This is a genomic window from Polaribacter tangerinus (assembly GCF_038024095.1).
GTDB classification, from domain to species: Bacteria; Bacteroidota; Bacteroidia; order Flavobacteriales; family Flavobacteriaceae; genus Polaribacter; species Polaribacter tangerinus.
Genome location: NZ_CP150668.1, coordinates 2,048,341 through 2,069,120, shown reverse-complemented (window position 1 = coordinate 2,069,120; position 20,780 = coordinate 2,048,341). Strand labels below are relative to the sequence as shown.

The following is a 20,780-nucleotide window of genomic DNA, read 5'->3' as shown; positions in this document are numbered from 1 at the left end:
ATTATGATAGATAAAGGAGCTAGCACAACAGTAGAAGATCCACAATTATTTGGGCATCCAAAGGGCCTATTTTACTTGTTTTTTGCAGAACTTTGGGAACGTTTTAGTTTTTACGGAATGAGAGCGTTACTTACGCTTTACATGGTAGAAGAAATTTTTAAATCACTTACTAATAGAGATTATGCTACCGCTGCGGTATATGCATCTTATGGCTCATTAGTTTATGCATCTACGGTAATTGGGGGTCAAATTTCAGATAAAATCCTCGGAATGAGAAGCTCAATTTTTTTAGGAGGAATATTAATGGCGCTCGGTCATTTTGTACTTGCTATAGAAAATGATATCGCATTCTTTCTAGCGCTTGCTTTTATTATTGTTGGAAATGGCTTTTTTAAACCAAACATATCAACTTTTGTGGGTGCATTATACAAAGATGGAGACGTTCGAAAAGACTCTGGTTTTACCATTTTTTATATGGGAATAAACATTGGTGGTTGGATTGCTCCATTACTTTGTGGGTGGTTAGCTGTAGAATATGGTTACCACTACGGCTTCGGATTAGCTGGTATTGGTATGATGGCAGGTTTAATTTTCTTTTGGAGCGGAATAAGGAAAAAAGTTTTTGGAGACAAAGGAATGCCGCCAAGTATAGAAACTTATGAAAAAAGAATTATTGGAATTCCGCAAAAAACTTTTATTCCGATTATTGCAACACTATGTGTTCCTTTAATTGCTTTTATACTAGCTTCTTACAAGTCTATAACCGCACAAGATACTTTTTTAATTGGAGAGAAAAATTTAGTAGGCCTTATATTTTTGGTAATTGGTATTGGTATTGCTGTCTATCTAATTAAAATTCTAGCAAGTGTAGAATTTGAGCAAAGAAAGAAATTATTTATGGCCATATTAATTACTTTTTTCATGACACTTTTTTGGGGATTTCATGAGCTTTCAGGAAGTGTTATTACGCTTTTCGCATCTAGAAATGTTGCCTTAGAAGGCATTATGTCTGCAAGCCAAACAAACTCTTTAAACTCTATGTTTATTATTATTTTGGCAATTCCTGTTTCTTTATTATGGGCGTATTTATCAAAGAAAAATATCAATCCAAGAACACCATACAAATTTGGATTCGGTTTAATATTAGCAGGTTTAAGTTTTTATATCTTAGCCTTAAGTAAAGGAAGTGCAGATGACAACGGAATGGTACCTTTTGCTTATTTACTGGTAATGTATTTAATTATTTCTATTGGAGAGTTATTTATGTCGCCTGTTGGTTTGTCTAAAATTACAGATTTATCACCTAAAAGAATTGTTGCTTTTATGATGGGAATTTGGTTTTTATCGTCTGCATACGCTTTTCAAATTGTAGGTTTTATTTCTAAACAATTGGCAGTAGAAAGTACAGATGCTAATGTTGGTGGATTAGAGACCTTAACAATTTATACGGATGGTTTCGAACTAATAGCCACTTACGCAATTGGTGCAGGAGCAATAGTTATCATTTTTTCTCCTCTTATGAAAAGACTAATGGGAAGTGTACATTAAACTTTTAAAAAAAATATTTAACAACCTCATAACTTAAAATTATGAGGTTTTTTTATTCCTTAAGGCAGTTTATTTGTAATTTTGAAAGTAAAATGTACCAATATATTTATGAAAAAAATACTCACAATACTTACTATAACATTTGTATTTTACAATACACATGCACAAGATAAAATTAATTGGATTTCTTTTGAAAAGGCAATTGCGCTAAACAAAAAAAATCCGAAACCAATACTAGTCGGAATTTATGCTGAGTGGTGTGGGTTTTGTAAAAAAATGGATTTACAAACCTACGCTGATAAAACCATAATAAAAGCTATAAACGATAATTACTATGCAGTAAAATTGAATGGAGAAGAGAAAAAAGATATTGTATACAAAAACCATACTTTTAAATACCAAAAAAAAGGTAAAAAAGGCTTTCATGAATTACCTGTAGCACTAATGAATGGTAAATTATCTTACCCCACTACGGTGTTTTTTTCTAAAGAAGGCACCAAAATTCAGAGTGTTTCTGGGTATTTAAAAAAACAAAAGTTCGAAAAAGTACTGGCTTATTTTGCTGAAGATGCCTACAAAAATACCAAGTGGAAGGTTTTCGAAAAAATGTATAAGGGTAAATTATAAGCTTTGTTAGTTTCGTAATACAAATGCTCCTTTTTTAGCAGTATTAAAAAAAGGAATGTTTTTTTGTTCAGCAATTTTTTGCCACCTAACAGCATCTGTCTTAAAATTAGATCCGTCTACAACTATTTGAGACGGTTGCAACACTATAATAAGCCTTTCTAAATTTATTTTAGGAGAATTTTGGAGCACAACTATTGGCTTTTTTAAAAAATCTACCTTATAAATACCCAAACTATCAACTAGCATAATATCTTTATTTTGAAAGTGATAGTAATTGTATGAATTGCCAAATTGTATTTTTTTAATTTTTTCTGAAACCAAATAGTTCTTTATAAAAGAAGTACTTTCTGACAATGACGAAAGAGACGATTTTAAAATATTTAAATACGCTCCTTCTCTATTCGCAATTAGACTATGCTTGTATTTGTGAAAAATTACAAACTCTTTTTTACTTTGATTGACTTTCAACTCATAAAAATAAACAGTTTGAAAAACTAGTAATGAACAAAAGAAATAAACAGCCTTTTTAGGTTTGGGCTTCATTAAAAAAAACACTGTCATAAACACTAAAAAATAACTACTAAAAAGTAAGTTAGTTGATAAAAAAATATCCTTTAGTAAAAATTTTTCTTGCATAGAAATAAAGTGTACAACGGTATTCATAGAAGTAATTATCATTTCATAGGCAACCTTTAAAAAATGAGGTAAAATACTAATTAATGATAGTATAATAATCAATATTCCACCCAATAGAATAATACTTAAAAAAGGTATTATAATTAAATTTGAAAACATAAATAAACCAGGAAACTGCTTAAAGTAATAAATGCTTAAGGGTAAAATGCCAACTTGAGCTGCTACTGAAACAGAAAGAAGAAGCCATGCTTTATCTAACAAAAAATATTTAAACTTAAAAACATTGTATAGGGCTGGTTGTACCCAAATAATTCCGAAAACAGCCAAATAACTTAATTGAAAACCTACATCAAAAAGAAATAGTGGTTTTATAATTAACAAAAATAACATAGAGGCTATTAAAGAAAATGCTACAACACTTTTCTTATTAAAAGTACTACCAACGGTTAAAAATGTAAACATTGTTACTGCTCTAACCACCGAAGCGGATAGACCAGCAATAAAAGCAAAACTCCATAAAAACAAAATAAGTAGAATCGCTTTTAAATATTTACCGTGTTTAATAGTCTTTAGAAATGAAAGCAGATAAGATAAAATAAGTAAAATAACTCCAACATGTAAACCTGAAACCGCAAGAATGTGAATAGCACCTGCATTGGCATAATCGTTTAATAAATCTGCAGATATATCTTGCCTTTGTCCCAATAGCAATGCACTAATTACTGCTAGTACATCTTCTTTAAATTCTTGCTTTTTAAGAGCTAGAAGTATATAATTTCTAATTTTTGATGAATAGCCTAATAAAGAAACTGAGGTATTCGGTAGTTTATTAAATTGATTGCTTTTTACAGAAACCTGATAAAAAACATCTTGCTTTTGAAGGTAATTTTTGTAATGGAATTGATGTAAATTAAGAGGAGGTAAAATCTCTAAGAATTCAGTTTTTAATACTATTCTATCGTCAATTAATAAAGCTGAATTTATACTATCTTTATTAAGATGTAAAAGTACAAATCCTGAAGTAGGCTTGTTTGCTACATTTACAACTTCTGCTTTGTATTTGTGGTTGTATATATTATTTTTTAAAACCTTTACAATTTTTAAGGTCATATAATTTGACCCCTCAGAAACCTTGTAAAAATAGTTTCGATAATTCTGTGAATTATGAACAAATACAGAAGAAACTCCGATATAAATATAAAATGAAAAAGCGAGAATTTGGTGTAATAATTTATTTTTCAGAATACGTAACAACACCAAAAAAAGAAGAAAAATTAGAAACAAAGTTCTAAAACCAAAGGACCAAACCTTAAAATAATATGCAATTAAAATACCGACAATTACACCTATTAAAACATGAAAAGGCACATACTTTATTAACTTACTCATAGCGAGTAGAAGTTACTACTTTTTTATTTAAAAAAAGTAGCCGCTTTTACAAAAGCCTTTTTCCAGTATTTTTCTTGTAATGAAGAAACAATTACCCCTTTTGAAGTAGTGGCATGAATAAATTTAATACTGTTATTATTTAAAGAAACCACCAAACCTACATGATTAATTTTTCGAAAACTTTTAGTTGTTTTAAAAAATAAAACATCACCAATTTTCACTTTCTTTAGCGAAATATTTTTTGCTTGTTTTGCCATTTCTGTAGAAACTCTTGGCAATAAAATTTTTTCTTTTAAAAATGAGGTGTAAATTATGCCTGAGCAATCCATACCACTTTCACTAATACCAACATATACATAAGGAGTTCCTATATAAGACATGGCATTGGCTACTATTTTGTTAGATAGATGAGTAGATGATGTAGGTTTTGAACTTTTTGTTGTTCCACAAGAGTAAAAGCAAAAACACACTGCTATTAAAACTAAGTAATGTTTCATTTTCGTCTTCTTATTTTGCAAATCTCAAGGGATGTGAATTATATATACTTGTTTTATCTAAACCTCTAGCCCTTCTTTTTCTCTCTGAAAATTAATAAAATTGAGTCCACACGCTAATTTAGATGCTATTTTTATTTTTGAATTAATCACTCTCCAAAAAGGTGTAATTTGTGTTATCGTTTTACCACTTTCCAACTCCTCATAAGCAGCTTCAGCAACAATTCTTAAAAATATTCCTGTGGTAACAGGACATGTTTTGTCTGCTTCATATTTCTTTGCCAAATCATCTCTTAATTCTTTTAAGGAAACACTCTTTGAAGAAGGTATATTTTTAACATAATTATCTATAATTGGCGGAGAAACTATAAGCATTTTGCTATGAGCAGGTATATCTGCAAATTTTTTATCAATCTTTTTTATTTTAAAAGATGTATCACAATTTCTCTTTTCTACCCAAGATTTTTTTGAAGTCATTTTAAAAAATTAAGAATTAATAGTTTGTAAATCTTTTATAATTGAAGTAGCCACTTTTCTTGAAGCACCTTTACCGCCTAATTTTTTTTCTAAATCATAATACATTAAAAACATGGTTTCTCGATGCGTTACATCTAAAATATTACCTAATGCTTTTTTTAAATTTTGGGTTGTAAAATTGTCTTGTATTAACTCTGTAACAACTTCTTTATTCATAATAAGGTTTACTAATGAAATAAACTTTAAAGTAATAATTCTTTTGGCAATGTAATAAGAAATTACACTTCCTTTGTAACACACCACTTGGGGAACCTTAAAAAGAGCTGTTTCTAAAGTAGCTGTGCCTGAGGCTACCAAAGCAGCAAAAGAAATACTTAGCAAGTCGTAGGTTTTATTATTGATAAAAGCTACTTCTTTGGTACCAATTATTTTCTTGTAAAAAGAAAAATCTTGACTTGGTGCTCCCGCAATAACAAACTGATATTCGTTAAAATCATCTACCAATGAAAGCATTACAGATAACATTTTTACAATTTCTTGTTTTCTACTACCAGGCAATAATGCTACAATCGGTTTGTTTGTAAGTTGATGTTTTGCTCTAAATACCTTTTCGTCTACTTGTGTTCTGTTTGCGATAGCATCTATTAAGGGATGCCCAACAAAAGATACTTTATAATTGTACTTTTTATAAAATTCTTCCTCAAAAGGCAGAATTACAAACATTTTGTCAACATCTCTTTTTATGTCATGCACTCTTTTTGCTCTGCTTGCCCAAACTTGTGGAGAAATATAATAATTTGTTCTAAAATTTTGTTGCTTTGCCCATTTTGCAATCCGTAAATTAAAACCAGAATTATCTATAAAAATAATCACATCCGGATTAAATTGAGCAATATCAACTTTACAAAATTTTATAAAACCAAGTATTTTAAAAAGATTTTTTAAAACTTCTAAAAAACCCATAAATGCTCTCTCTTTGTAATGCTTAACTAGGGTTCCACCAACAGATTGCATTAAATCTCCGCCCCAAAAACGTATTACTGCTTTCTTGTCTTGTTTATAAATTTCTTTCATTAGGTTGGCACCATGTAAATCTCCCGAAGCCTCTCCTACAAGTATGTAATATTTCATTTTAAAAAAACTTTAAAATTAATGTTATAAATGCTATTAAGAAAGTTGCCAATAATACCCCTTTTGCCTTATTATCTTGTTTCTTTTTTAGAAAAATAAAAAAAACAAAAAGATTGGGAACAGCTGCTAAAGAAAGTATTTTTCCGTATAAATTTTCTTCTCTAATTATCGAAAGAGATACCTCTAAACTTTGATTGGTAAAATACTCTAAATATAAAAACACCCCTCCAAAGGTTGCAAAAATCGCTACCAACAATCCAATAAATATGTCTTTTTTTACAGTTCCCAAGAGTTAATTTTTTGAATCATATGGTGCGCTGTCATATCAAACTGTACTGGAACAACAGAAATATATCCATTTTCTAAAGCAAACTCGTCGGTATCTTGCCCTTTGTCTTTATTAATAAACTTACCAGACAACCAGTAGTATTCTTTACCAGAAGGACTTTTTCTTTTATCGAAATCTTCTTTCCAAACACCATTTGCTTGTCTGCATATTTTAATTCCTTTAATTTCATTTTTTTCTAGCTTCGGAATATTTACATTTAAAACAATTCCTTCTGGCAAACCATTAAGCAATGCGTTTAAAGTAATTTTTTTTATATACTCTTCCGAAGGTTTAAAGTCGGCATGCCATTTTAAATCTAATAAAGAAAAACCGATGGCAGGTACACCTTCTATTCCTGCTTCGATTGCTGCACTCATAGTACCAGAATAAATAACGCTTATAGAAGAGTTAGAACCATGATTAATTCCTGATACACACAAGTCAGGTTTTCTATTTAATATTTGATTAATTGCCATTTTTACACAATCTGCTGGTGTGCCAGAACAAGTATACTCTAATTGAGGTCCATCATCAATACTTATTGGATTGCAGGTTAGCACATTATCTACAGTTATTGCGTGTCCCATGCCACTTTGTGGGCTATCAGGAGCAACCACAACTACGTCTCCAATTTTATTCATTATCTTAATTAGAGCCCGTAATCCTGGAGCTGTAATACCATCATCATTGGTTACTAAAATTAAAGGTTTTTCTTGCATAATTATCAAATATAACTTTTTCCTAAAAAGTCTTTTTTAAATATTAAGACTCTCTATTCATCAACAAATATAATTGTTTTAGTACAGTTTCTTTTTAACAATTCGTAAAGAATGTTGCGTTGTATTTTTTACTATTATTGTGTAAATTATTTTAAAACTGATTGTTTATAACTAAACACTCTAAATTAAACCATATTTCTTTGTTAATTTTAAAACTAATTTTAGATTTCATACAAAGGCACAAATATTCAACTTAGTAGCATAAATTTATGACAAATATCAAAAAAGTAGGCATTACAATTTTATCATTTTTATTATTTACAACAACAAGTTTATCTTTTTCTTCAACTGTAAGCAATGTTAAAACTGATCCAGAAAAGGATAAGATATTAGTGTACGTTTTAAAAAATATTTTAACGAGAGGTCATTTTGTGGTTAAAGATATGAATGATGATTTTTCGGAACAGGTTTACATATCTTTTATAGAGGGATTAGACCCAAATAAAAGGTACTTTACTCAAAAGGATTTAAAAGAATTTTCTAAATTTAAATATCAAATAGACAATCAATTAATAAATGACGATGTGTCTTTTTATAATTTAGTTTACAGTAATTTTTTAAATAAAATAAAGAAAACAGCAAACTATTACGAAGAATTACTAGCAAAACCTTTTAACTTTAAAAAAGATGAAGTTATAGATTTAGATTATGCTAATTTACCATTTGCAAAAAATGAAAATGAACTAATAGATTATTGGAGAAAACAGTTAAAACTTAATACACTTGGTAGAATTCAAGACAAGTTAGACAAGGAAGAAGAGAAATCTAAAAAGGATAAAAACTTCAAGAAAACCTCTTTTAAAGAGATAGAAAAGGAAGCTCGTGAAGAAGTATTAAAAAATATGAAAGAGCTTTATTTAAGAATTGAAGAACTAGAAAGAGATGACTGGTTTTCTACTTTTTTAAATAGTGTTGTTGGAGCTTTCGACCCACATACCACATACATGGCACCAAGAATTAAAGAACGTTTCGACCAAGATATGTCTGGTAAATTAGAGGGAATTGGTGCACGTTTGTTTAAAAAAGGCATTTACACAGAAGTATCTGAACTTGTATCTGGCGGACCGGCATGGAAACAAGGAGAGCTAGAAGCAGGAGATATTATTTTAGAAGTTGCACAAGGTGATGAAGAACCACTAGACATTGTTGGAATGCGTTTAGATGATGCTATTAAGTTTATTAAAGGTAAAAAAGGAACTGAAGTTAAACTTACTGTCAAGAAAAAACTTGATGGCTCTACCAAAATAATATCTATTATTAGAGATGTTGTAGAACTTGAAGAAACATTTGTAAAATCGACGATTGTAGAAAAAGAAGGAAAGAAATATGGTGTAATTGACTTACCAAGATTTTATATAGATTTTTCTGATACTACTTCTAGAGACTCTGCAAAAGATATGGAAAAAGAAATTGAAAGATTAAAAAGTGAAAATGTAAAAGGACTTTTAATTGATCTTAGAAACAACGGTGGTGGCTCTCTTAAAACAGCTATCGAAATTGCAGGTTTATTTATTACTGAAGGCCCAATTGTACAAGTAAAATACCGTGGCAAAGCACCAATAATAAAAAATGATATTGATGCAGATATGCAATGGGATGGCGCTGTGGTTATTTTAGTAAACGAATTTTCTGCATCAGCCTCAGAAATTTTTGCAGCAGCAATGCAAGATTATGGCAGAGCGGTTGTACTCGGAGGAAATCAAACATATGGTAAAGGAACTGTGCAAAGTGTTATTCCTATTAATAATTTTTATCCAGATTACGATAAAGACCTTGGTGCTATTAAAATGACAATACAAAAATTTTATAGAGTTAATGGTGGTTCTACCCAGGTGGAAGGTGTTTATTCTGATATTGCTATGCCTAGCAGATTTAGTTATATGGACTTTGGTGAAAGAGATTTAGAAGGAGCACTTTCTTGGGATAAAGTAGCTCAAGCAAAGTATAAACGAACTGATTCTTACACTAATTTTTCGGAAGTGATTAATAATAGTAAACAAAGAATTTCTACTGATAAAAAATTTAGCTTGATAAATGATTACGCAAAATGGCTAAGAAAAAATCAAGAAAACACAACTGTTTCACTAAATTTAAAGGAATTTAAAAAAGAAAATGAAAAACAAGAATCGGCTGCAAAAAAATATACGGACGCTTTTAAATACGAATCAAATCTTACCTTTAACTCACCAAAATATGAGCTTCCTTTAATTAAAAAAGATACTATTTTAGCTGAAAAAAGAAGTATTTGGCATAAAAACCTTTCTAAAGATATTTATGTTGCAGAAGCTTTAAATGTGTTAAGTGAACTTCAACTTAGAAATACTTCTCAAATAGTTAAAAACTAATAAACCTATAATAACCTTATAAACAATAAGGTTATTTTTTTTAAAATATTTTCTATGAGCTTTGCTGTAACTTTTACTACCAAATGGTCGGATTTTGACCCTAACAGACATATGAGACATACCGCTTATAATGATTATGCGGCAGAAGTTAGAGTTCGATATTTTGCTGAATATAATTTTTCTATTGAAGAGTTTACCAAACATAACATAGGCCCAATTCTTTTTAAGGAAGAAACCACCTATAAGAAAGAAATTCATATGGGAGAAAATATTTCGGTAAACTTAAAATTAGAAGGACTTTCAAAAAACAACGAACGTTGGAAAATTATTCATGAAGTTTTTAATGAAAAAGGGCAATTATCTGCAATTATAAAAGTGTATGGAGCTTGGATAGACCTAACTAAAAGAAAACTAACAACGCCACCAGAAAAAACTAATGAACTTTTTAAATTTGCAGAAAAAACAAGAAGTTATTCAGAAATTATTTTATAAATAAACTTCTATAATTTTACTTTGCGGAGTTTTAGATGTTAATTTAACACTGTTAATTGCTGCAGGTAACAATATTGTTTCACCTCTTTTTACATCAAAATTATTGTTATTGTGATTCAAAACCACTTCTCCAGAAACACATATGTAGATTACAAATGAATCTAAACTTGAATAATCCTTTTGAACTGAATTATGTAGCTTTATAAAGTTGGTCTTAAAATAAGGCGAATGCACTAATTTATTAGATATATTTTCAAATTTATTATAGCTTGTCTTATAGCTTGATTGTGTTTTAAAATCTATTACATCTGTTGCTAAATCGTTATGCAGATCTCTTAACTTACCAGTTTTAGCATCTATCCTGTTATAATCGTATATGCGATAAGTTACATCAGATGTTTGCTGTATTTCAGCTAATAAAACACCTGCTCCTATGGCATGAACCCTACCTGCAGGTATAAAATAAGTATCTCCCTCAGAAACTTTATCATGGTGTAAAACATCTAAAATATCGTCATTTTTTATAATAGATTGATATTCTTCTTTTTGTAGTTCTTTATCGAAACCAACTATTAATTCGGCATTGTCATCAGCTTCCATAATATACCACATCTCATTTTTACCAAATGAGTGATGCCTTTGCTTAGCTACCTCATCATTCGGATGAACCTGAATAGAAAGAGGTGTTTTTGCATCTATAAATTTAATAAGCAACGGAAACTCATTACCAAATTTTTTATACACTGCTTTTCCTACAATTGCCGACTTAAATTCTGATATTAAATTTGTTAGATTTTCTCCTTTATAAACACCGTTAGACACCAAAGTTTTATCATCTTTAACAGTAGAAATTTCCCAAGATTCTCCAATGTTATCTTGTGAATATTCTTTGTTTAAGAGATTTTTTAATTTGTTTCCACCCCAAAGCCTATATTTAAAAAGTGGTGTAAATTTTAAAGGATACAATTGCATAGCTAGTAATTTAAGAAAAAAAAAGCTGAAGTTAATACTTCAGCTTTTTTGCTTGTACAGGCGGAGAGACTCGAACTCTCACACCTCGCGGCACTAGATCCTAAGTCTAGCGTGTCTACCAATTCCACCACGCCTGCAACTTTTTCCGAAGATTTCGGGATGCAAATATAAACATTCCTTGGAAACTACAAACTTGTTGAATATATTTTATTTCAAAAAATTTTTACTCGACATATAACACTTCACTTTTTTCAGAAATACCGTTTTCGTTAAATGATTCTATGGTAAAGTAATAAGAAGTATCTCTATCTAAAGAGCGCATAAAATGAGAATTAACATCGTATATTAGCCAAGAATGATATAATTTGTCTGGTGAAATGCCCCATCTAATATTATAACCTTGTGCATTTGGGGTTACATTCCAAGAAAGTGAAACATCCCTTCTATCTTGTGCTCTTTTAATAATAAAATTGCTAACTTTAGTTGGTTTTTCACCAAACCCAAGACCAAATACTCTAAATTCCGACATGGCAAAGTTAGCACCTGGTACAGAAACGTTGGTATACCTTACATAGTTTGCAGAAACCGGTTTGTCTAAAACTATATATGCGTTTGGTGCATCAATATTACTTTTACTTCTATCTACAATAGTTTCCCAAACTTTACCATCTAAGGACGATTCTATTAAAAACTGGTGTTTTAAACCTTCTACACGAGTATAAATACCAGATTCATGATCATGAAAATTTAATTGAATAGCATGTATATTCCCTTTATTTTTCAACTCTATTTGTATCCATTGCTTATCATTATTTGCTTCGGCTACCCAGAAAGTTTTCGGATTTTCATCTGTTAAAACGCTCGATAAAATTGAACCATCTGCATCTTTTTGTATAGGAAGTTCATTAATTTGAACATCATCATCATTAGAAGTAAATTTTTCTACTTGCTTTAAAGATGAAGATACTTTTACGTCTCCTTTGTATGAAAGTAACATCCATCCATTATGTTCTCCTGCTTTTGTTGGGTGGTTAGCACCAAACCGTGGATAATCTCCATACTCTGTATTTGTGTACATTAAACCATCTTCATCAAAATATGTTGGAAACATACACAAACGACGTTCCCATTGAGCATTTGAAGCAAGAGCCATCGTTGCAAAATGCCAGTACTGACCGTTTGTTTGTTTTACTGTTATTCCGTGTCCTGCGCCATTTGTAAAACCACCTGGCTTAAAACTCATGGGATTACTTTTCATATATCTAAAAGGCCCTAAAGGAGAATCGCCAATATATACTCCGTCTGCATACACGTTAAACTGAGTTCCTGGGGCTGCGTATTGTAAGTAATATTTTCCGTTGTGCTTTGTCATAGAAGCACCTTCCATATAACCTTCTTTTAATGTTGGATGAAAATTATTTTCTCCAAATCTTTCCCATCCATGCTCATCTTCCTTTAAATTAATCAACTCTTTTTTTACACCTATTTCTAAAAAACGATCGTCTTTATTTAACATTTTCACTCTAATTGGGTGTAAATTTGAAGACCCCCAATAAAGGTAAGTTTTACCATCATCATCTATAAATAATTCTGAATCTTGTATATTTTTAGAAATTGAGGCTGTTGGTGTCCACATTCCTTCTTTAGGATTGTCGGAATAAAGTATACTTCCGTATCCTGCAGGATCGCCAGCAAAATAAACCAAAGAGTCTTTATAATTAAAAGCAGTTGGTGCATTACTGCCTTCAAAAAACCATTGTTTCGGTTTTATAAACTTCCAATTAGTAAGATCTTTAGAGTGCCAGTAACCGAAAGAACGAGTTACAAACATATAATATTCTCCCTTAAACTCAATAACTGCTGGGTCTGCACCGGACCTATATGATTTATTCTTGCTAGAGTTATAAACCATGTAGGTATAATCTATATCTAAGGGATTGCAGTATGTATCTAATAAAGGTTTTTCTTTAGATACCTTTTTTAAAGATTCTTTGGTTGTACATGATTGAAAAACCACAAAACAAAGTGAAATACAAAATAAGACAGTATCTTTCATATTAATTTTCATAAAATATATTTTAATATTTGTAATTTAATGTTCGTAAGATTTCATTGGCTTTCCACGTAATCTCTCGAAATTCTTGTAAGCATTTTTAACTCTTTTCTTGGGAGCTCGGCTAAAATCATTTTCTGTAACAGCGTATTCTAATTGCAATTCTTTTAATTTTAACCTTAACTCTTTTTCTATTTGCTGATAAGCAACATTACCAATTAAATTATTCATTTCAGATGGGTCTTCTTTCAAATCGTACATTTCCCACTCGTCTATATCATCATAAACATGAATAAGTTTATATCTTTTTGTTCTGACACCATACATTTTTTTCACCATATGAAAAGCAGGAAAATCATAATAATGGTAATAAATTGCTTCTCTAAACTCTTTTTCTTGTGATGTGTTTGTAACTAATGGTTTTAAAGATTTTCCTTGCATGTCATTTGGAATTTCGAATCCTGCAAAGTCTAAAAATGTTTGTGCAAAATCTAAATTTTGAGTTAGTGCTGTTACCTCTGTTCCAGGTTTAATCGCTTTAGGATACTTCATTAGCATAGGCATTGCTAAAGACTGTTCATACATAAATCGTTTATCGAACCAGCCTTTTTCTCCTAAATAAAAGCCTTGGTCTGTAGTGTAAACAACTATGGTATTTTCTTCTAAATTATTAGCTTTTAAATAATCTAAAATTGTCCCAACACCTTCATCAACAGCTGCAACAGTAGCTAAATAATCCTGAAGATACCTTTGTAGTTTCCATAAATGCAGTTCTTTACCCGACAAGTTTGCTTTATGAAATGCATCATTTTTGGGTTGATAAGCTTTATTCCAACTAGCTCTTTGTTCCGGCGTCATTCTATTAAAATCCGTCTTCCATGGATTGTGAGCTAATTCAGGACTTCCGTTCTTTTTGGTCATTTTTAAATCATGACCTTCATACATATCTACATAAATGGTTTGTGACTGTTCTTTTGAAGCTGTAGAACCCTTGTGATTAGTAAAATAAGTATCTGGTACAGGAAATTGAATAGTATCATATTTATTTAAATGGCGTAAGGCCGGCATCCAATTTCTGTGAGGCGCCTTGTGCTGAACCATTAACATAAAGGGTTTGTTATTATTTTTTATTTTTTCTAAATAATTTATAGCGTCTTCAGTTACAATATCTGTCGCATATCCATAAACCATTGTAGTGTCTGGCTTTTGAGTTTTAACATTCAATTTTATAAAATTAGGATTGTAATAATTTCCTTGATCTTGGAGAATATTCCAATAATCAAATCCTTCGGGCTCTCCGTGTAAATGCCATTTTCCGAAAACTGCTGTGGTATATCCTGCCTCTTGTAAAAGTTTTGGGTATGTTTGCTGACTTCCGTCAAAACGATTACCGTTCATCTTAAATCCGTTTATATGACTGTGTTTACCTGTTAAAATTACAGCTCTACTTGGCCCACAAATTGAATTTGTACAAAAATTATTTTTAAAAATTGCCCCTTCATTCGCAATTCTATCGATGTTAGGCGTTGGTGCTAATTTACTTATCGGATGACCATAAGCGCTGATAGCTTGTGTTGCATGATCATCTGCCATAATAAATATAATATTTGGCTTATTTATATTCTTAGCTAAACTTGAATTCTTTTTATTTTTACAGGAGATAATTACTACTGTAAGCACTATTAAATAAACTATTTTTTTCATTTATTAACTATTTTTTGTTGATTGTGATTTTAGTTTGTATATGATTATTTTTCAACACTGTTTTATTAAAAAAATCCATAACCTCATCTAAGTGTTCAAAAGGAATTGAAGACAATTCGTGTTTTCCTCCAATTACCTTATAAAAATAAAAGGGCATTTGTAAAGAGTCTAATTTTTTAACTATCGTTTCTGAACCATCTAACATTAAGTAGCCTACTTTATCTTCATCACAATAATGGTGTGGTGCAGTTGCAAATGGCACCAAATTATCTTCCGTGCCATGAAAAAACACAGATGGAACAGCATTTTTTGTAGTAATATAGTTTGCGTTTACCATTGCACCAGCTAAAGAAAATACTCCTGCAAAATATACACTCTCATATTTTTGTAAATCATCTACAAAATAAGAACGCATAAAAACTGCATTTAATACACCTTCGGCACCTGCACTACTTCCTCCTGCAACAATCTTAGTAATATCTATATTTAGTTCATCTTTATGATTTATAATATACTTTGCAGCATCTAAATAATCAATAACAGCTTCTTTGAAAGTGGCTATTTTTTCTTGCTTACTACAATTGCATCCAAAACCTGTTTTTTTCCCTTTTCTTAGCAATCTGTATGAAATAGAAACACCTATAAAACCTTTAGTGGTAACATATTTTACTAATTTTTCTTCATGATTTATATGGTCTCTAGATCCTCCTGAAAAACCACCTCCATGCATCCATAATAAAACAGGTAAACCATTTTTACTGTTACTATTTATTGGCGTATGAACATCTAATTTTAGTGTGTCTATACCTTTTATTGCATAAATAAATGTTTCTTTCTTCTGACAAAAAGAAGAGATACTTAGGCTAAAAAACAATATTAAAATTTTAAATTTCATGTATTATTAATTTAATTTTTCAACTAAAACACCACTAATTACAGGCTTTCCTTTTATAGGTTTAAAAATAATATTCAATCCTTTATTATCTCTAACTTCAAGAACTGAAACAGACTCTACACCATATTTCTGTGGATATTCATTCGCTAAATTTAACTGCTTTTCTAATTGAATATCATTTAAAAAAACGCTAAAAATACGCTCTTCTTTTTTACTGTTTTTAGTTTCTATAGTTGATAAATTATAAATATTTTCGGTTGCTTTAACATTAGGTTCTACAAAAAACAAATGAACTTTATAAGTTCCGTTTGGAATGTCTAATTTATAATTTGAACACCCTTCTAATAAAGTCTGAAATAAAGGTTCTGAGTTTGAGTTTTTAATGTTATGAGGTAATCCTTGGTGTTTGTAATCAGTTATACCATATGCATATCCATCCTTATAACCAAACAATCCCTTTTTATATGCTTGATCTGGCACAAAGGTGGTTTGAAACTTTTCATCATGAAAATAAAAATGAGCTCCAATATTTATTCCAAATTTTGAGTAATTTTTAAAATCTAACTTTTTAACAGTAGCTACTTTTATTGTTTTTTCTTCAAGAATATTATCCGCAACAACTTTAATTTTATTTTCCCCATTTTTAAAAGGCATAAATAATCGCACAACACCATTAGTTACTCTGTTCTCTTCTGCAAACTTCTGGTCATTTAAAAAAACAGTTACTTTTTTCTGATTGGTAAAAATTTCTATTGGATAAGAAGTTTCTCCAATAATCTTTATCTCTTTTAAGAAACTTGAGGCGATATAAACAAAAGGATTTTTTTTATCTAATACTGCTTTATACCAAAAATATATATCTTTTGGAACTCTATTGTATTGCACCAAGCCTTTTTGATTAATATGAGGTATGGCGTCTCCTCTAAATTCTGAACCAAAATCTGCAAAATTCCATGCTGTCATTCCTGCCATATAGGATCTGTCTATAATTTGTTGGTAGTATGATTGGTGCAATGTTGATTGATAGTTTAATGAAAAATCAAATTTTTTAGGTGATTGAGTAAAAATTCTGACATCTGCTCCTGGTCCATATTCAGACAAGAACAATGCTCTATTCGGAAACTTTTTATGTTGATTATCTAAAAAAGGACCTAAATCTTCTATATTTTTATCGTACCACCCAAAATACAAATTCCACCCAAAAAGCATTGGAATATCTGCAATTTTAGTCTCGTTATAAATATCGTTTAAATGACCTGCCATAACTGTAATATGATTTGGGGCAAGTTTTCTTGTTAATTGTTCTAACTCTTTGGCTAGTTTTACAGATATCTTTTTTAGGTTTTCTTTATTTTCTTCTGGTATTTTTCTATCAAAAATTAATTTTATAAAAATCTCATTCATGTAACCAATCATAGCTAAAGAGGGATGATTGTAATATTGCTTAATATGCTCTTCTTGCATTGTTAAGCTATTTTTAAAAAACGCATCAGAATCGGTTACTAAATTAACTACTGGTATTTCAGACCAAATTAAAATACCCAACTCGTCACATAGCTTATAAATAGCTCTATCCTGCGGATAATGAGCTGTTCTAAGCATATTAGCTCCCATGTTTTTTATCAAATAAATATCCTTTTTATGCAACTCTAAAGGTACAGAATTTCCATAACCTTCAAAGTCTTGATGTCTGTTAACTCCTATTAGTTTCAGTGGTTTTCCATTTAGAAAGAAGCCTTTTTTTGCATCTACATTAAAAAACCTGAAGGCTATTTTCTGTGTTCTTTCATCTAAAAGAATATCGTTTTCAGATACAAGTGAAATGTTAATTTTATATAGATAAGGATTTGATGGAGACCATAATATAGGTTTTAAAATATGCTGAATATTTACAAATTTCTCACTTGTACTATTACTCTTTAAAAGGGTATTATTTTCTAAATTACTAACCTGCTCACCTTCTGCATTAAAAAGAGTAATTTTTAGTTTTGCTTTTGAGTATTTTTTTGAAAAATTAGAAAGCAAAACACTTACCTTTATAGTTGTCTTTTCTTCAGAAATATCAGGAAAATCAATATAAAAACCATCAGATGCAAAATCATCTAAAGAAATGTGCTGTTTTGGTTTTGAAATAAGCGTAACATCTCTGTAAATTCCGCCATAAAAAGTAAAATCTGCATCTAAAGGAGGAATATTATCATTATGAGAACTGTTTACCTTAACTTCTATTAAATTGTATGTCCCAAATTTTAAATATGCTGATATATTAAAATTAAATGCTGTAAAGCCGCCCTTATGATTACCTACAAAAAGACCATTTACATACACATCTGTATCTTGATATGCTGCATTAAAATGTATGTAATGAATTAAGTTAGCGTCTTTTTTTGTAAAAAAAAGTTGTTTCTTGTAAGTTCCTACCCCTCTGTAATATCCGAAATCATCATCAAATGCGTCCTCTAAATTCCATGTATGAGGAAGGTTAACTGTTTGCCATTGCTTATCTTTATCTAGCTGAAATTGCCATCCTGAGTTAATTATTTTTTCTTGAGAAACAAATTGAATTGCACAGAAGAAACACAACCACCATAAAAAATTCTTGAAAAATAATTTTTGCATTTCTGTAGTTTTTTGAGGTTATTGTTTCATTGAATAATTTTAAATATCTTCTAATACAAATGTATTTTTAAACTTAAAATCAGAACTTCCTTGTATGGCTATTTCAAACTCTCCTGGCTCTACTGTATATTCCATATTACTATTGTAAAATTTTAAGTTTTCTGCATTTATAGTAAAAGTAATGGTTTTAGTTTCTCCCTTTTTTAGAAATATTTTTTTAAATCCCTTTAATTCTTTTACGGGTCGAGTAACACTACCTACTTTATCATGAATATACAATTGAGCTATTTCAAAACCATCATAATCACCATCATTTTTTATATCAACAGTGGCCTCTAATGAACTTGAATATGTATTGCTTTTTGAAGATAATGTTACGTTAGAGTAGGTAAATTTTGTATAGCTTAAACCATGTCCAAAAGGATATAAAGGAGTGTTTGGTATATCTAAATAATTCGATTTGTAATCTTGTTTTGGATTATTCTCTGGAATTGGTCTTCCTGTATTTTTCATATTATAATAAATTGGAATTTGACCAACGTTTCTAGGAAAAGTTACTGGTAACTTGCCCGACGGATTGTAAGTTCCAAAAAGTACATCTGCAATTCCCAAACCACCCATAGTACCTGGAAACCAAGCCTCTAAAATGGCATCAGTTAGCAACTCTTCTTCTGATAAATCTAAGGGCCTTCCATTCATTAAAACCAATACTATCTTCTTTTTTGGAAACTTATTTCTAAGTGCCTTTAAAAGTGAAGTTTGGTTACCGGGTAATTTTATAGAACTTCTAGAAGCTGCTTCGCCACTCATATTGTAATCTTCTCCAAGAACTAAAACAATCATATCTGCTTTGTTGGCAGTGCTTATTGCTTTTGTAAAGTTTTCTTTTTCTTTGCTGTCAATTTCACATCCTTTGGCATAAAAAATTCTATTCTTAGGTAAATACTCTTTAAAACCATCATACACTGATGCTGCTTTTCCTTTCCTATCACCTGCTGCTGCCCAATTACCTAATATATGCCTTTTATCATTAGCTAACGGACCAATAAGTGCTATTTTTTGAGTTTTATTTAATGGCAATGTTCGAGCATCATTTTTTAATAATACCGATGATATAGCAGCAGAATGTCTTGCTGCATTTAAATACTCTCTCTTGTAAATTGTATTTTTTTCTCTATCCTTATCGATGTATTTATATGGATTATCAAATAGACCTAATTTATATTTAGCGAGTAAAACTCTTCTACAGGCTTCATTAACTTGATTTTCTTGCAAGCTACCTTCTTTTACTAAACTACTTAAATATTTTCGATTAGCACTGCTCATCATATCCATGTCTATACCTGCATTCATTGCAAGTTTAGTAGCCTCTTTAGCATCTTTGGCAAACCCGTGTTTAATTAATTCGTTAATAGCTGTATAATCTGTAACTACAAAACCATTAAACTTCCACTCATTTCGTAAGATTTCTTTATATAGAAATTTATTTGCCGTTGCTGGCACACCGTTTAACTCATTAAAAGCGGTCATAAAAGTTTCTACACCGGCATCTATTGCTGCTTTAAAAGGCGGTAAATAAACATTTCTTAACTCTCCTTCTCCCATGTTTACAGTATGATAATCTCTGCCTGCTTGTGCTGCACCATAACCAACAAAATGCTTAGCACATGCTAAAATGGTAGTTTTATCGTACAAATTATCTCCTTGAAAACCCTTTACATAAGCTTCAGCAGTTTTACTGGTAAGAAAAACATCTTCTCCAGCTCCTTCAGAAATTCTTCCCCATCTGGGATCTCTTGCAACATCTAACATCGGAGCAAAAGTCCAATGGATACCAGAAGATGATGCTTCATCTGCAGCAATCCTAGATGTTTTTTCAATATCGTCTAAATCCCAACTAGATGCTGCAGCAAGATTGATTGGAAAGATAGTTTTAAACCCGTGTATTACATCATACCCAAACAAAAGAGGTATTCCAAGTCTCGTTTCATTTACCGCTATTTCTTGAAGTTTTCTAGTACCCTCTGCTGTATAAACATTAAGCATTGCACCAACATCTCCATTTTTAATATAACTAATATTGTTATCGCTAATAATAGGGCCTGTTACAGACCAACCACCACTATACATTACCGTTTGACCTATTTTTTCTTGTAATGTCATCAACTTCATTAAAGAGTCTACTTTTTTATAATAATCGTTATCTTGTAAACCTACTTTTTTAGGTTGGCAAGAAATCACAAAAAAAATAAGTACTGTTAGAAAAGAGGCCTTGATAATTTTCATATTGT

At 30.4% G+C, this 20,780-nt stretch carries 16 protein-coding genes and 1 tRNA gene; 4 read left to right on the top strand and 13 right to left on the bottom strand.

Going from position 1 to position 20,780, the window contains the following annotated elements; genetic code table 11:
• Positions 1 to 3 precede the first annotated feature (3 nt).
• Positions 4 to 1,548 (top strand): peptide MFS transporter, encoded by a 1,545-nt coding sequence (locus WHD54_RS09010; protein WP_088323742.1) that lies wholly within the window; start codon positions 4 to 6, stop codon positions 1,546 to 1,548.
• A 108-nt stretch (positions 1,549 to 1,656) separates the two neighbouring features.
• A complete protein-coding gene (locus WHD54_RS09005) occupies positions 1,657 to 2,175 on the top strand; it encodes a thioredoxin family protein (RefSeq protein WP_088323743.1) in 519 nt (172 codons plus the stop codon).
• A 6-nt stretch (positions 2,176 to 2,181) separates the two neighbouring features.
• Here the strand turns inward: WHD54_RS09005 and WHD54_RS09000 are convergent, their stop codons facing one another.
• The 6 genes from WHD54_RS09000 to surE are packed head-to-tail and all read right to left on the bottom strand — an operon-like array spanning position 2,182 to position 7,349.
• Complete coding sequence (locus tag WHD54_RS09000; RefSeq protein ID WP_088323744.1) at positions 2,182 to 4,200, bottom strand: ComEC/Rec2 family competence protein; 2,019 nt, start codon at positions 4,198 to 4,200, stop codon at positions 2,182 to 2,184.
• 23 nt (positions 4,201 to 4,223) lie between these two features.
• On the bottom strand, positions 4,224 to 4,697 hold the full coding sequence (locus WHD54_RS08995) for a C40 family peptidase (RefSeq protein ID WP_088323745.1): 474 nt from the start codon (positions 4,695 to 4,697) through the stop codon (positions 4,224 to 4,226).
• Between the two features lie 57 nt (positions 4,698 to 4,754).
• Positions 4,755 to 5,171: a hypothetical protein gene (locus WHD54_RS08990; protein ID WP_088323746.1), complete on the bottom strand. Its 417-nt coding sequence runs from the start codon at positions 5,169 to 5,171 to the stop codon at positions 4,755 to 4,757.
• A 9-nt stretch (positions 5,172 to 5,180) separates the two neighbouring features.
• A complete protein-coding gene (lpxB, locus tag WHD54_RS08985; protein ID WP_088323747.1) occupies positions 5,181 to 6,302 on the bottom strand; it encodes a lipid-A-disaccharide synthase in 1,122 nt (373 codons plus the stop codon).
• Between the two features lies 1 nt (position 6,303).
• Positions 6,304 to 6,591, bottom strand: coding sequence for a hypothetical protein (locus WHD54_RS08980; RefSeq protein WP_088323748.1), 288 nt, complete (start codon positions 6,589 to 6,591; stop codon positions 6,304 to 6,306).
• Entirely contained in the window at positions 6,579 to 7,349 is a 771-nt protein-coding gene (gene surE / locus WHD54_RS08975) for a 5'/3'-nucleotidase SurE (protein ID WP_088323749.1), read from the bottom strand. Before surE ends, WHD54_RS08980 begins: the two co-directional genes overlap by 13 nt.
• 269 nt (positions 7,350 to 7,618) lie before the next feature.
• Between surE and WHD54_RS08970 the strand changes: the two genes are divergently transcribed.
• Together WHD54_RS08970 and WHD54_RS08965 are read left to right on the top strand one after the other, a co-directional pair.
• Positions 7,619 to 9,754 (top strand): carboxy terminal-processing peptidase, encoded by a 2,136-nt coding sequence (locus tag WHD54_RS08970; RefSeq protein ID WP_088323750.1) that lies wholly within the window; start codon positions 7,619 to 7,621, stop codon positions 9,752 to 9,754.
• A gap of 54 nt (positions 9,755 to 9,808) precedes the next feature.
• A complete protein-coding gene (locus WHD54_RS08965) occupies positions 9,809 to 10,246 on the top strand; it encodes an acyl-CoA thioesterase (protein ID WP_088323751.1) in 438 nt (145 codons plus the stop codon).
• On the opposite strand, the gene WHD54_RS08960 is transcribed toward WHD54_RS08965, so the two are convergent.
• The 7 genes from WHD54_RS08960 to bglX form a co-directional block, all read right to left on the bottom strand.
• Positions 10,241 to 11,218: a type I phosphomannose isomerase catalytic subunit gene (locus tag WHD54_RS08960; RefSeq protein ID WP_088323752.1), complete on the bottom strand. Its 978-nt coding sequence runs from the start codon at positions 11,216 to 11,218 to the stop codon at positions 10,241 to 10,243. The two genes, WHD54_RS08965 and WHD54_RS08960, sit on opposite strands and share 6 nt — an antisense overlap.
• 55 nt (positions 11,219 to 11,273) lie before the next feature.
• Positions 11,274 to 11,355 (bottom strand) — tRNA-Leu (locus WHD54_RS08955).
• Positions 11,356 to 11,441: 86 nt separating this feature from the next.
• The gene (locus WHD54_RS08950) at positions 11,442 to 13,286 is read right to left on the bottom strand and encodes a family 43 glycosylhydrolase (protein ID WP_233130988.1); all 1,845 of its coding nucleotides are present in this window, start codon (positions 13,284 to 13,286) and stop codon (positions 11,442 to 11,444) included.
• 24 nt (positions 13,287 to 13,310) lie between these two features.
• Positions 13,311 to 14,975 carry a sulfatase family protein gene (locus WHD54_RS08945; protein ID WP_088323754.1) on the bottom strand — a complete coding sequence of 555 codons (1,665 nt, stop codon included), beginning with the start codon at positions 14,973 to 14,975 and terminating at the stop codon, positions 13,311 to 13,313.
• A gap of 7 nt (positions 14,976 to 14,982) precedes the next feature.
• Complete coding sequence (locus WHD54_RS08940) at positions 14,983 to 15,870, bottom strand: alpha/beta hydrolase (protein WP_088323755.1); 888 nt, start codon at positions 15,868 to 15,870, stop codon at positions 14,983 to 14,985.
• Positions 15,871 to 15,876: 6 nt separating this feature from the next.
• Positions 15,877 to 18,489 (bottom strand): glycoside hydrolase family 2 TIM barrel-domain containing protein, encoded by a 2,613-nt coding sequence (locus WHD54_RS08935; protein WP_088323756.1) that lies wholly within the window; start codon positions 18,487 to 18,489, stop codon positions 15,877 to 15,879.
• A gap of 39 nt (positions 18,490 to 18,528) precedes the next feature.
• Positions 18,529 to 20,775: a beta-glucosidase BglX gene (bglX, locus tag WHD54_RS08930; protein ID WP_088323757.1), complete on the bottom strand. Its 2,247-nt coding sequence runs from the start codon at positions 20,773 to 20,775 to the stop codon at positions 18,529 to 18,531.
• Positions 20,776 to 20,780 lie beyond the last annotated feature (5 nt).

What these genes read in the sequence shown, in the direction of transcription:
- WHD54_RS09000 (WP_088323744.1), bottom strand. Translation starts at nt 4,200, where the DNA reads ATGAGTAAGTTAATAAAGTATGTGCCTTTTCATGTTTTAATAGGTGTA.
- WHD54_RS08935 (WP_088323756.1), bottom strand. Translation starts at nt 18,489, where the DNA reads ATGCAAAAATTATTTTTCAAGAATTTTTTATGGTGGTTGTGTTTCTTC.
- lpxB (WP_088323747.1), bottom strand. Translation starts at nt 6,302, where the DNA reads ATGAAATATTACATACTTGTAGGAGAGGCTTCGGGAGATTTACATGGT.
- bglX (WP_088323757.1), bottom strand. Translation starts at nt 20,775, where the DNA reads ATGAAAATTATCAAGGCCTCTTTTCTAACAGTACTTATTTTTTTTGTG.
- surE (WP_088323749.1), bottom strand. Translation starts at nt 7,349, where the DNA reads ATGCAAGAAAAACCTTTAATTTTAGTAACCAATGATGATGGTATTACA.
- WHD54_RS08990 (WP_088323746.1), bottom strand. Translation starts at nt 5,171, where the DNA reads ATGACTTCAAAAAAATCTTGGGTAGAAAAGAGAAATTGTGATACATCT.
- WHD54_RS09005 (WP_088323743.1), top strand. Translation starts at nt 1,657, where the DNA reads ATGAAAAAAATACTCACAATACTTACTATAACATTTGTATTTTACAAT.
- WHD54_RS08960 (WP_088323752.1), bottom strand. Translation starts at nt 11,218, where the DNA reads ATGCAATTGTATCCTTTAAAATTTACACCACTTTTTAAATATAGGCTT.
- WHD54_RS08940 (WP_088323755.1), bottom strand. Translation starts at nt 15,870, where the DNA reads ATGAAATTTAAAATTTTAATATTGTTTTTTAGCCTAAGTATCTCTTCT.
- WHD54_RS08995 (WP_088323745.1), bottom strand. Translation starts at nt 4,697, where the DNA reads ATGAAACATTACTTAGTTTTAATAGCAGTGTGTTTTTGCTTTTACTCT.
- WHD54_RS08945 (WP_088323754.1), bottom strand. Translation starts at nt 14,975, where the DNA reads ATGAAAAAAATAGTTTATTTAATAGTGCTTACAGTAGTAATTATCTCC.
- WHD54_RS08965 (WP_088323751.1), top strand. Translation starts at nt 9,809, where the DNA reads ATGAGCTTTGCTGTAACTTTTACTACCAAATGGTCGGATTTTGACCCT.
- WHD54_RS08950 (WP_233130988.1), bottom strand. Translation starts at nt 13,286, where the DNA reads ATGAAAATTAATATGAAAGATACTGTCTTATTTTGTATTTCACTTTGT.
- WHD54_RS08970 (WP_088323750.1), top strand. Translation starts at nt 7,619, where the DNA reads ATGACAAATATCAAAAAAGTAGGCATTACAATTTTATCATTTTTATTA.
- WHD54_RS09010 (WP_088323742.1), top strand. Translation starts at nt 4, where the DNA reads ATGATAGATAAAGGAGCTAGCACAACAGTAGAAGATCCACAATTATTT.